General features: G+C 66.2%; 10 protein-coding genes and 3 tRNA genes. 6 read left to right on the top strand and 7 right to left on the bottom strand.

What is annotated here, in order from left to right; all coding sequences use genetic code 11:
- Nucleotides 1–21: 21 nt before the first annotated feature.
- Both ACZK45_RS06610 and rnr read right to left on the bottom strand, forming a co-directional pair.
- Entirely contained in the window at nt 22–504 is a 483-nt protein-coding gene (locus ACZK45_RS06610; protein ID WP_182267514.1) for a GFA family protein, read from the bottom strand.
- Nucleotides 505–608: 104 nt separating this feature from the next.
- Nucleotides 609–3,074, bottom strand: coding sequence for a ribonuclease R (gene rnr, locus ACZK45_RS06605; protein WP_125893870.1), 2,466 nt, complete (start codon nt 3,072–3,074; stop codon nt 609–611).
- A gap of 128 nt (nt 3,075–3,202) precedes the next feature.
- Between rnr and ACZK45_RS06600 the strand changes: the two genes are divergently transcribed.
- A tRNA-Leu gene (locus ACZK45_RS06600) sits at nt 3,203–3,287 on the top strand.
- Between the two features lie 163 nt (nt 3,288–3,450).
- Nucleotides 3,451–3,535: transfer RNA gene (locus ACZK45_RS06595), tRNA-Leu, on the top strand.
- Nucleotides 3,536–3,613: 78 nt separating this feature from the next.
- Here ACZK45_RS06595 and ACZK45_RS06590 read toward each other — a convergent pair.
- Complete coding sequence (locus ACZK45_RS06590) at nt 3,614–4,360, bottom strand: sulfite exporter TauE/SafE family protein (RefSeq protein WP_253143320.1); 747 nt, start codon at nt 4,358–4,360, stop codon at nt 3,614–3,616.
- 99 nt (nt 4,361–4,459) lie between these two features.
- On the opposite strand from ACZK45_RS06590, the gene ACZK45_RS06585 reads away from it, so the two are divergent.
- From ACZK45_RS06585 to ACZK45_RS06575, 3 genes are all read left to right on the top strand, one after another.
- Complete coding sequence (locus ACZK45_RS06585; RefSeq protein ID WP_277778643.1) at nt 4,460–5,359, top strand: LysR family transcriptional regulator; 900 nt, start codon at nt 4,460–4,462, stop codon at nt 5,357–5,359.
- 50 nt (nt 5,360–5,409) lie between these two features.
- Nucleotides 5,410–5,494: transfer RNA gene (locus ACZK45_RS06580), tRNA-Leu, on the top strand.
- 324 nt (nt 5,495–5,818) lie between these two features.
- A complete protein-coding gene (locus ACZK45_RS06575; protein WP_125893866.1) occupies nt 5,819–6,097 on the top strand; it encodes a hypothetical protein in 279 nt (92 codons plus the stop codon).
- A gap of 110 nt (nt 6,098–6,207) precedes the next feature.
- Here the strand turns inward: ACZK45_RS06575 and emrB are convergent, their stop codons facing one another.
- Genes emrB through emrR form a run of 4 tightly spaced genes read right to left on the bottom strand, consistent with a single transcriptional unit; the run spans nt 6,208 to nt 10,925 of the window.
- Nucleotides 6,208–7,794: a multidrug efflux MFS transporter permease subunit EmrB gene (gene emrB, locus ACZK45_RS06570; protein ID WP_032127920.1), complete on the bottom strand. Its 1,587-nt coding sequence runs from the start codon at nt 7,792–7,794 to the stop codon at nt 6,208–6,210.
- 7 nt (nt 7,795–7,801) lie between these two features.
- A complete protein-coding gene (gene emrA / locus ACZK45_RS06565) occupies nt 7,802–8,980 on the bottom strand; it encodes a multidrug efflux MFS transporter periplasmic adaptor subunit EmrA (RefSeq protein ID WP_125893864.1) in 1,179 nt (392 codons plus the stop codon).
- Nucleotides 8,981–8,991: 11 nt separating this feature from the next.
- Nucleotides 8,992–10,485: a multidrug efflux transporter outer membrane subunit EmrC gene (emrC, locus tag ACZK45_RS06560; RefSeq protein ID WP_049463707.1), complete on the bottom strand. Its 1,494-nt coding sequence runs from the start codon at nt 10,483–10,485 to the stop codon at nt 8,992–8,994.
- Nucleotides 10,482–10,925, bottom strand: coding sequence for a multidrug efflux system transcriptional regulator EmrR (gene emrR, locus ACZK45_RS06555; protein WP_032127923.1), 444 nt, complete (start codon nt 10,923–10,925; stop codon nt 10,482–10,484). The genes emrC and emrR overlap by 4 nt, the downstream gene beginning before the upstream one ends.
- Before the next feature lie 172 nt (nt 10,926–11,097).
- On the opposite strand from emrR, the gene ACZK45_RS06550 reads away from it, so the two are divergent.
- The gene (locus tag ACZK45_RS06550; protein WP_180849161.1) at nt 11,098–11,979 is read left to right on the top strand and encodes a helix-turn-helix domain-containing protein; all 882 of its coding nucleotides are present in this window, start codon (nt 11,098–11,100) and stop codon (nt 11,977–11,979) included.
- Nucleotides 11,980–12,037: the final 58 nt, after the last annotated feature.

Below are 12,037 nucleotides of genomic sequence, written 5' to 3'. Positions count from 1 at the left end.
GGGCTCGGCGCTACAGGTGTGTTATCGGCTGCGCGGCGGCCAGTGCGGGGTGTCGTGGTCGGGGTGCTGGTGGGACACGATGGTGGCCAGGAACTCCAGCGCCGCGATGTCTTCCTCGGTACGCCGCGCCGGCAGGCTGGCCAGGCTGTCGACGAAGGGCAGCTTGCGTTCGACTCCGTACTGGATGGTCGGTGGCAGGCGTTCGGGTTGGTCAAAGGCACCAGCGGCCACGGCAACGCCGTCGGGGGCTTCATAGGTCAACGGGGTACCGCAGTCGGCGCAGAAGCCACGCCGCACCACGTTGGACGACTGGAAATAGCGTGGCTGGCCGCGGGTCCAGCTGAACTGCACGCCGCGCACCGACACCAGCGGCGCGTAATAGGCACCGAAGGCCTTCTGGCACATCCGGCAGTGGCAGATCGAGCTGTCGGTCAGCTCGCCTCGCGCCTGGAAGCGGATCGCGCCGCACTGGCAGCCGCCGCTGTATTCGGGTTGGCCCTGCATTGTGAGTTCCTCCGAAACGTCGTGCCAACCAACGGTTGGCACCTATCGGGTGAGGTGGGTGCCGACCGGGTGAGGTGGGTGCCGACCGTTGGTCGGCACACCTTTCAATACTGCTTTTTCGCGCGCTTGGCCGGCTTGCCACGCTCGGGCAGCGGCGGCAGGCCATCGCCCTCGTCTTCGCCCTTGTGCTCGACCAGGCGGAAGTCGATCTTGCGCTCTTCCATGCTGGCCTTCAGCACCAGGATGCGCACGCGGTCGCCCAGCCGGTAGCTGCTGCCACGGCGCTCGCCGGTCAGCGTCTTGCGGGTCGCGTCGAACTTGTAATAGTCCTGCGGCAGCTGGGTCACATGGACCAGGCCCTGCACCTTCGACTCGTCCAGCTCCACGAACAGGCCGAAGCTGGTCACGCCACTGATCACACCGTCGAACTGCCCGCCTACGTGCTTTTCCATCCACGCGGCGCGGTAGCGCTCGTCGACCTCGCGCTCGGCCTCATCGGCACGGCGCTCACGCTCGGAGCACTGCAGCGCCAGCGCAGCCATTTCGCGTGCGTTGTAGGTGAACTTGTCCAGCGGCTTGCCGGACAACGCGTGCTTGATCGCGCGGTGCACCAGCAGGTCAGGGTAGCGACGGATCGGCGAGGTGAAGTGCGCGTACGCCTCCAGCGCCAGGCCGAAGTGACCGTGATTCTCCGGGCTGTAGATCGCCAGACTCTGGCTGCGCAGCAGCACCGATTCCAGCAGCGTGGCATCGGGGCGATCCCGGATCTTCTTCAGCAGCTTGGTGTAATCGCCCGGACGCACCTTGGACCACGGCGGCAGGCTCAGCTTGAACTCCTTGAGGAATTCCAGCAGGTCGGCGTACTTGGTTTCCGGCGGCTTCTCGTGGATGCGGTACGGGGCCGGCACATGGCGCGACAGCAGGTACCTGGCCGCCTCGACGTTGGCCGCGATCATGCATTCCTCGATCAGCTTGTGCGCGTCATTGCGCACCAGCATGCCGGCCTGGGTGACTTCACCGCGGTTGTCCAGCACGAAGCGCACTTCGCTGCTTTCGAACTCGATGGCGCCGCGCTTGGCACGTGCCTTGGACAGCACCTTGTACAGCTGGTGCAGGCGCTGCACCTGCGGCAGCAGGTCGCCCATCCAGGCCTTGGTATCGGCATCGTCCTCGCCCACCGCCTTCCACACCTGGGTGTAGGTCAGGCGCGCGTGCGAGTTCATCACCGCTTCGTAGAAGCGCGAATGCGTGACCAGGCCGTCGCGGTCGATCTGCATGTCGCAGACAAAGCACATGCGGTCGACCTTCGGCATCAGCGAGCAGATGCCGTTGGACAGCGTCTCCGGCAGCATCGGCACCACGAAGCCCGGGAAGTACACCGAGGTGGCGCGCTTCTGCGCCTCCTCATCCAGGGGCGTGCCGGGGCGCACGTAGTTCGAGACATCGGCAATCGCCACCACCAGGCGGAAACCCTCGGCATTCGGTTCGCAGTACACCGCGTCGTCGAAGTCCTTGGCATCCTCGCCATCGATGGTGACCAGCGGCGTGCTGCGCAGGTCGACGCGGTCGCCGATCATCGCCGGTTCGACCACCAGCGGTACCGAGGCGGCTTCGTCCAACACTTCCTGCGGGAACTCGAACGGCAGCTCATGACCGTGGATGGCGGTTTCCACCACCAGCGAGGCGGTCAGCTTGTCGCCGAGCACGGCGATGATGCGGCCGATCGGCGGGCGGCGGCTGTCCGGCGCCTGGGTCAGTTCACAGACCACCAGCTGGCCATCGCGCGCACCACCGGTCTGGTCCGGCGGCACCTGCACGTTGCGCTGCACGCGCTTGTCGTCGGGCACCACGTAGTTGATGCCCATCTCGATGCTGAAGCGGCCGATCAGGCGGGTCATGCCGCGCTCGAGCACGCGGGCGATGCTGCCTTCGCGACGGCCACGATGGTCGATGCCGGTCACACGGGCCAGCACCTTGTCGCCGTGCATGACCTTGCGCATCTCATACGGCGGCAGGAACAGGTCGTCACCGCCCTCGACCGGGCGCAGGAAACCGAACCCTTCCGGGTTGGCGATCACCACGCCAGTGACCAGATTCAGGGTCTGGATCGGGGCGAAACCGCCGCGACGGTTCTGCACCAACTGGCCGTCGCGGACCATGGCACCGAGCCGGCGCGACAGCGCCTCGGCCCGGTCCGGCGCGGTCAGGCCCAGGCGCGCGCCCAGTTCTTCGGCGGTCTGCGGCCCTTCGCAGCGCTCCAGCAGGGCCAGGATGGCCTCGCGGCTGGCGATGGGCTGTTCGTACTTCTCGGCTTCGCGGGCGGCATAGGGATCGTCGATCACCTTGCCGGTCGGCGGCAGCTTGCGGCCCGGGGCCGGGCCCGGAGCGGCGGCATCGGCGCTGCGGACCTTGCGACCACGCGGTGGTGCGCCGCCTTCATTCAATTCGGGGAACCAGCCCGGCAACGGCTTGCCCGGCTTGGTGGTGCGGGCCGTGCCCGCCTTGGCGCCCTTCTTCGGGGCCTGGCTGCGGGAGGTGCTCCCGCCCTTGCTTGGTTTTTTGGTAGTCATCGCCCTACATGGTAGCCGCTGACGGCGTGCAGAACGGGTCAGCGGCTGTCTTGAAGGCCTTGCATGAAAAATATTCAGGAAGTCGTTGACAGCCTGCGGATTCATCTTCACAATTGCGCCTCTGGAACGCCCAGGTGGCGGAATTGGTAGACGCACTAGTTTCAGGTACTAGCGGGTAAAACCGTGGAGGTTCGAGTCCTCTCCTGGGCACCAACGAAAAAACTCCTCGCTTCGGCGGGGATTTTTTTTGCCTGTAATCCGGCCCTGAGGCTCGACTCTTTCTCCTCCAGGAAGGAACTCCGACCCGGTATCGGCAATGATCTTCACAAGGGTGTTGACACCCCCGTAACAACACCCCATAATCTCGCTCCTCGACGCCCAGGTGGCGGAATTGGTAGACGCACTAGTTTCAGGTACTAGCGGGTAAAACCGTGGAGGTTCGAGTCCTCTCCTGGGCACCACGTCGAGAATGAGAAAAACCCGCGAAAGCGGGTTTTTTCATGCCCGTGATTCGGCATCGCCGCGACCGGCGGCCGGCATCACAACAGCGGCCGCATCACCAGTTCCAGCCCCAGCAACAGCAGGAAGCCCAGGAAGCAGGCACGGAACACCCGCGCACTGATGCGCTGGCGGATCGCCTGGCCCAGCCACATGCCCAGCAACGCCGGCAGCACCGCCAGCGTACTCAGCCCCAGCTGCTGGATGCCGAATGCGCCGTGCAGCACCAGGCCAGTGGTCAGCGAAATCGTCGACACAGTGAACGCCAGTCCCAGCGCCTGCACCAGCTCCTCGCGCTGCAACCCCAGCGACTGCAGGTACGGCACCGCCGGCATCACGAACACGCCGGTGGCGCCGGTCACCACACCCGACAACGCCCCCACCAGCGGCCCCAGCCATCGCTCGCGCCGCTGCGGCACGCGGAACACCGGCGCAAGCAGGGCATAGGCCGCATAAACCACCAGCGCAACGCCCAGCGCAACACGCGACCAGGTGCGATCGACCCGCACCAGCAGCGCTGCCGAACCCAGCGTCACCACCACCACGGCCAGCATCATCGGCCACAGGCGCCGCACGATGTGGCCCAGTGAGGGGCCGGACAACAGCTGCCACGCATTGGTGACGAAGGTGGGGATGAACAGCATCGATGCCGCCGCCACCGGCGACAGCGCGCCACCGAGCAGACCCATCGCCACTGTCGGCAAGCCCATGCCGGTCACGCCCTTGACCACACCGGCCAGCACGAACACCACCACCAGCAGCACGTAGAAGTACATCGATTCATTCATGCCTTCATTGGATCGGCCGGCCGCTCGGCGCACAATGCGGTCTTCCCGGCCTCGCCTTCGGCTGATCCGAAGGCGCAGGCGTTGCGATGAGGGCATCACATGCGGATGGATATCGCCGACCTGCGCCTGTTCCTGGCCATTGCCGAGGCGGGCAGCATCACGGCCGGTGCCGCGCAGGCAAACCTGGCACTGGGCTCAGCCAGTGAGCGCCTGCGCACGATCGAAGCCGATGCCGGTACCCCGCTGTTGAACCGGCACCCACGCGGCGTCAGCCTGACCGAAGCCGGTGCCGCGCTCGCCCACCATGCACGCTTGATCCTGCAGCAGCAGGCACAGCTGCGCGGTGAACTGCAGGCGTTCGCGCACGGTGCGCGCGGCACCCTGCATCTGTATGCCAACACCGCAGCGCTGACCAACTACCTGCCTTCGCGGCTCGCACCATGGCTGGCCGAACGCCCGCGCCTGCACGTGGAACTGCTGGAGCGCACCAGCCCTGAAGTCGTGCGTGCGATCAGTGCTGGCCAGGCCGAGGCCGGCATCATCAGCGATGCCGTCGACGCTGCCGGCCTGCAGCAGCATGTGGTCGCCGAAGATCCGCTGGTGATGCTGCTGCCCGAAGACCACCGCTTCGCATCGCGGCGCAGCGTGGCCTTCACCGATGTTGCCGGCGAGACCTTCGTCGCACTGGCCGATGGCAATGCACTGCAGACCTACATCGAGGACCAGGCGCGCGACATCGGGCGGCGCCTGGATGTACGCATCCGCATGAAGACCTTCGAAGGCGTATGCATCATGGTCGGCCACGGCATTGGTGTCGGCATCGTGCCGCGGACCATCGCCCGCCAGCATCGGCGCAGCACGCATACCGTCGCCGTACCGCTCGCAGATGCATGGGCACAGCGCCGCCTGTGCGCCTGTTTTGCCGAGTGGGCGCAGTTGTCATCGGCGATGCGCAGCCTGCTGCTTCACCTGGGCGTACAGCCGCAGAAAAAGGTGTGAAATGTTGTTGACACATCTTCTGTCGCTCCCCATAATTCATCTCCTGAGTCGCCCAGGTGGCGGAATTGGTAGACGCACTAGTTTCAGGTACTAGCGGGTAAAACCGTGGAGGTTCGAGTCCTCTCCTGGGCACCATGACTCAAGATGATCAAACCCGCGAAAGCGGGTTTTTTCGTTTCCGGGGTTTGGCGAGCCTGGCATCGCATCTACCGCTGGAACTGTCGTATCTAGCACCACCCGGCAGTCGCCTGCTGCTGCATACCTCCTCCCGGCGCGTCGTTACCAGGCCTTGAACGGCCTCCTTTTGGGGCGCATTTCACGTCAGCCGTTCAATTCGTACTTTTCCTAGTCGAGATTTACCCGATTCCTTTTCGGTGGAAGGCAGATTTACAGAAGCCGGTTGCAGGTGTATCGCCACGACCTGACCAGCGCCCTCCCCCTTCCCCAAAGGACGCACCCATGCAGCGCAGCATCATCTGCCCTCACTGCCATACAGGCTCGAACCACGGCGTACGCGTATGCGTGGGATGCCAGGCCGAGGTCCACTACGGCGCATCGAAGGAGGCCGTAATGCTGGTCTTTGTTGCCGCCATCATCTGCGGCGCACTGGTCGGCAGCCGATTACAGGCCACGGCTGGCTGGCTCACATGCGGCGCCGTACTTGTGGCGGGAATGTGGGCCATCTCCCGATTGTTCTGCGATCGGGTGGAGTTCAAGCGCGTCTATCGCACGCGCTGAACCTGCGCCACGGCAGGACCCCAAGGGCAGGGCCTGTGCGACCCGCGGTGCACAAACAAAAACCCCGCCTTGCGGCGGGGTCAAAATACAGCACGTGTTTCCAGGGAGTTTCAGTGTCCGCCACCGGCGGCCGCACCTGCGCCTGCGCCAAACGGCGGTTTGGCCAGCCACAGGAACGCGATGATCGCCAGGAAGATCCAGCCCAGCAGGAAGAAGATGTCGTTGAAGCCCATCTGCGATGCCTGGTGGTTGATCATGTTGTTCAGTACCGCTGCGCCATGTTGCAGGTCGCCCTGCCCCATCGCTGTCACCTGGTCCTGCATGCCCGGCTGATAGACCGAGATGTGCTCGGTCAGGTCGGCGTGGTGCACCTGGGTGCGCCGCGCCCACAGCCACGTCGTCAGCGACGCCGCGAAGCTGCCACCCAGCGTGCGCAGGAAGGTGGCCAGGCCTGAGCCCGCCGCGATCTCGCGTCCATCCAGGTCCGACAGCAGGATCTGCAGCACCGGCATGAAGAACAGCGCGACGCCGATGCCCATGATCAGCTGCACGCCCGCCACATGGTTGTAGTCCACCTGCAGGTTGAAGTTCGAACGCAGGAAGCTGGTCATCGACAACACAATGAACGCAATCGTAGCCAGCATGCGCATGTCGAAGCGCGATGCATACTTGCCCACGAACGGGGTCATGATCACCGGCAGGATGCCGATCGGCGCTGTCGCCAGGCCCGCCCAGATCGCGGTGTAGCCCATGTCACGCTGCAACCACTGTGGAATCAGCAACGCCACGCTGAAGAACGCCGCGTAGGCCACCACCATCGCCAGCGTACCGGCGCGGAAGTTCCGATGCCGGAACAGCTTCAGGTCGACGATCGGATCCTTGTCGGTCAGTTCCCAGATCAGGAACACCGTCAGCGTGACCACGGCCACACACGCCAGCACCACGATCTTCATCGACGAGAACCAGTCCTCGTCGTTGCCCAGGTCGAGCACCAGCTGCAGCGCACCGACACCGATCACCAGGGTGACCAGGCCGACGTAGTCCATCTTCGGCTTCTCGATGTGCTCCGGGCGCCCCTTCAGCTGGTTGCCCACAACGAGCGCAGCGAAGATGCCCAGCGGCACATTGATCAGGAAGATCCATTCCCAGCTGTAGTTGTCGGTGATCCAGCCACCGAGAATCGGGCCGCAGATCGGCGCCACCACCGTGATCATCGCCAGCAGCGCCAGTGCCTGCCCGCGTTTCTCCCGTGGATAGATCGAGACCAGCAGCGACTGCGTGATCGGGTACATCGGGCCGGCCACGAAACCCTGCAGCGCACGCGACAGCACCAGCATGCCCATGCTCTGCGCCAGGCCGCACAGCAGCGAGGTGATGACGAAGGCCAGCGTGGCCCAGACGAACAGCTTGCGTTCGCCGAAGCGGCGGCTGAGCCAGCCGGTCAGCGGCAGCGCGATGGCTGTGCTGACCGCGAACGAGGTGATGACCCAGGTCGCCTGCTGCGAACTGGCGCCGAGGTTACCGGCGATGGTCGGCAGCGAGACGTTGGCGATGGTGGTGTCGAGCACCTGCATGAACGACGCCATCGCCAGGCCGACGGTGCACAGGGCGACGCTGGGCGGCAGGAACCCGGAGGCCGCACCCGGCGCCGCCGGGGCGCCCGGAGCACCGGGCGCGGCTGGAGCTTGTGCGGACATGGCGACCTCAGCCCACCTTCGCCTGCTGCGGCAGGTTGCCCTGGATGATCGTGTGGATCACCTCGTCGGCATCATGCAGCTGCTTGGCATACACGTCGGTGTCGAACACCGTGCCCTTGGCCGGGGTGCTCGGCAGCACTTCGCCCTTCTGGTCGCGCAGGCTCACTTCGGCCTTCATCGACAGGCCGATGCGCAGCGGGTGTTCGGCCAGCTGCTTGGCATCGATGGCGATGCGTACCGGCACGCGCTGAACGATCTTGATCCAGTTGCCGCTGGCATTCTGCGCCGGCAGCAGCGAGAACGCCGAGCCGGTGCCCAGGCCCAGGCTCTGGACGCGGCCCTTGTACTTCACGTCACCGGCATACAGGTCCGACTTCAGCTCCACTTCCTGGCCCAGGCGCATGTGGCGCAGCTGGGTTTCCTTGAAGTTGGCCTCGACCCACATCTGCTCGGTCGGCACCACCGCCATCAGGGCATTGCCCGGCTGCACGCGCTGGCCGACCTGCACCGAACGACGGGCGACGTAGCCGGTGACCGGCGCAACGATGCCGGCGCGGGCGTTGTTGAGGAAGGCCTGGCGCAGCTGCGCGGCGGCGGCCTGCACATCCGGCTGGGTGGCGATCACGGTATCGTCGACCAGCGCGCGGTTGCGCTCGACCGTCTCGCGCGAACCGGCCACGGCCGCTTCGGCAGCGGCCAGCTCATCGCGGGCGTGGGCCAGTTCTTCGTTGGAGATGGCGCCGGTGGCGGCCAGATCCTTGCGGCGGGCGAAGTCGTCGCGCACGCGCTTCAGGGTCACCTGGCGGGCGTTCAAGTCCGCCTGCGCACCTTCCACGCTGCGGTACAGGCCGCGGGTCTGGCGCACGGTCTTGGCCAGGTTGGCTTCGGCCTGCTGCAGGGCTACTGCGGTGTCGGACGGATCCAGCTGCACCAGCAGCTGGCCGCGCTCCACGCGCATGCCGTCATCGGCGTTGATGGCGACTACGGTACCGGCCACCAGCGGGGTGATCTGCACCTGGTTGCCCTGCACGTAGGCGTCGTCGGTCTCTTCGAACCAACGGCCGAACATGAAGTACCACAGCGCCAGTGCGGCAAGCAGCAGCACGACGATCACGAACAGGCCGCGCAGCAGGTTGCCGCGGCGGTTGGGGGCGGCCGGGGCCGCAGTGTCTTGGGTCTGGCTCATGGCGGAAGTCTTCAGGAATGCGAGGAATCGGAATGGGAGGCGATCGGTGCGCGGTCGGCGTCAGAGGGCTGGAAACCACCGCCCAGCGCCTTGCTCAGGCGCACCGAGGTCTGCACCTGCTGCGACTGCAGGCCGGCCAGCTGCTGCTGCGACTGCAGCAGGGTGGACTGCGCGGTCAGCACGTCCAGGTAGCTGCCGATACCGGCGCGGTAGCGCTGCTGGGCCAGGTCGAAGGCCGAACGTGCGGTATCCACCGCCTGCTGCTGCGAATGCGCCTGCTGTGCCAGCGAACGCACCGCGTTGACCTGGTCGGCCACGTCGCGCAGTGCATCGAGCACGGTCTGGTTGTAGTTGGCCACCGCCAGGTCGTACTGCGCATCGGTGTTGGCCAGGTTGGCGCGCAGCTTGCCGCCTTCGAAGATCGGCAGGCTCAGCGCCGGTCCGATGTAGGCGAAGGTCGAACTGCTTTTCAGCAGATCGCCCACGTTCGGTGCGACGACGCCAGCCAGTGCGGTCAGGTTGAAGCTCGGGTAGAACTTGGTCCTGGCGACCTTGATCTGCTTGTCGGCCGCTTCCACGCGCCAGCGCGCGGCAACGATGTCCGGGCGACGACCCAACAGTTCGCTGGGCAGCACGCCCGGCAGCTGCAACGCCATCGGATTCAACGCCTGCGGGCGCTGGATCGACAGGCCACGGTCCGGACCCTTGCCGACCAGCGCGGCCAGCGCGGTGCGGGCCGCATCGATGCGCTGCTGCGCGGCCTGCACCTGCTGCTGCGCGGCGGGCACGCGGGCCTCGGCCTGGCGCACCTGCAGATCACTGTCGATGCCGGCGCTGCGGCGCTGGCGGGTCAATTCCAGCGACTTCTGCGAGCGGCCCAGCTCTTCTTCGGCCACGTCATTGAGCTGCCATGCATACGCCAGGTCGGCATAGGCCTGGGTGATGCCGGTGGACAGGTTCAGGCGTGCAGCCTGGGCTTCGACAGTGGCGGCATGGGCGCCGTCCACGGCCGCTTCCCAGGCAGCGCGCTTGCCGCCCCACAGGTCCACGCCATAGCTGAAATCAAACGCGACCTGGCTGCTGCCAGCGTAATGGCCACCCATCTCGCTGCCGGCCATCGACTCGGGCAGGCGCAGACCGGTGTAACCACCGGACACCGACAGGCTGGGCAGGCGATCGGCACGCGCGGTACCGACCTGCGACTGCGCCTGGCGCAGGCGCGCATCGGCAGCGTCCAGGCTCGGGTGGCCAGCCAGGCCCTCGGCGACCAGCGCGTCCAGCTGCGCATCGCCCAGTGCCTTCCACCAGTCCTGCGCCGGGAAGCCGGTGGCGCTCAGGTCGGTGTCAGCCAGGGTGCGTTCGCTGTGCAGGCTGTCCACGTCGAGCACGTGGCCCTGCGGGTTGAGGCCACGACTGCTGGCGCAGGCGGCCAGGGCCAGGGCCAGCGCTGATACCAGCAGCGCGCGCCCGGACCGGCGGAGAGTGGATTGCGGGATCGGGTTCATGGGGTCGTCAGGGAATCGCGGATTCGGGTAAGGAGGGACAGCAGCTGCGTGCGCTCGTCGGCGGAAAGATCACGCAGGGCGTAATCCATCACCGCGTCGCCACGCAGCTTCAGCCGCGCCCACAGTGCGCGGCCTTCATCGGTCAGCACGATCTGCAGCGCACGCCGGTCCTGGGCATGCGGTTCGCGGCGGACGCAGCCCAGCGACTCCAGCTTGTCCAGCAGGCGGGTCACCGCACTGGGCACCTGGTCGATGGCCTGGGCCAGCTCGTTGGCCGTGCACGGAGCCATGTTGGAAAGCACCTTCAACCCGATGTAATGGGTGAAGCCGATACCCAGGTCTTCTTCAGCCATGGATGCGTCGAGTTGACGGACCAGGCCGTCGCGCACCTGGCGTAGCAGCAGGCCGAAGCTGGGGGGAGTGGTTGCAGGACAGATCATGGGGGAGCATTCTCTTCCAAAAAAAATATTTCTCAATGGAAATATTCGATCTGGCATCGAATGCTGTGTTGCAGCAGCGGGCTGGATCAACGAAGGCGCCTACCTTAATGATCTGGTCAGGTGGCCCGGTAGTACAATTCAGCCAATGGATGACACATTTCAGCCAGCGGATATGATGAACAAGGCAGAAATCCCCCCTCCCAAGCGGTTGCTGCGCGACGACGCCCTGGATTGGTTCGAGCGCAATGACGGGCCACCGGTTGTCGCCTTCCGCTTCGACAGCCCCTTGGGCCTGGTCCGTGAAGTGGACTGGCACCACCATCAGCGCGCGCAGCTGATCTGCGTCGAACGCGGCCTGTTGACCACCCGCACCTCGCACGGAACGTGGTCACTGGCGCCGGGCTCGGCCGGCTGGATGCCGCCGCTGGAGCCGCATACGGTCACCCTCGACGGCCCGCTGCGTGGCTGGGGCATGGCGCTGGCCGCACCGGCCTGCGCCACCCTGCCCGCCGATCCCTGCGTACTGGGCCTGTCCAAGCTGGCGCAGGCGCTGGCCGACCGCATCTGCGAATGGCCGCTGGGCTACGACACCACGCCCGAGCGCCAGCACATCATCGATGTGCTGCTGGACGAGATCCGTACCGCGCCGCGCCAGCGCATGCACCTGCCGATGCCGCATGACCGGCGCCTGCTGAAGATCGCCTCGCAGCTGCTGGCCGACCCGTCCGACGAGCGCAGCCTGGCCGAATGGGCGCACTGGGCCGGGCTGTCGCCGCGCAGCCTGACCCGCCACTTCCGCGACGAGACCACGCTCAGCTTCGCCCAGTGGCGGCAGCAGGCCCGGCTGTCCGAAGCCCTGCGCCAGCTGACCGACGGCCGCAGCGTGGCCGATATCGCCCACGCGCTGGGCTTCAGCAGCGCCAGCGCCTTCGTCACCGTGTTCCGCCGCCACTTCGGGCTGCCACCGGGGCGCTACCTGGCACGGGCCGGACACGGCCTGGAAACCGGGTTGGACCCTGCGCGCGGCTTGGCATCCCCCGCCGCATCCGGATAATCACAGGATTGCGAGCGGCGACCGCCGTCGCCGCCTCCCGACAACAGGTAACAACGCC

The sequence above is a fragment of the Stenotrophomonas sp. 63632_Sma genome (genome assembly GCF_056482875.1).
This window is presented reverse-complemented; position numbering and strand designations above follow the sequence as displayed.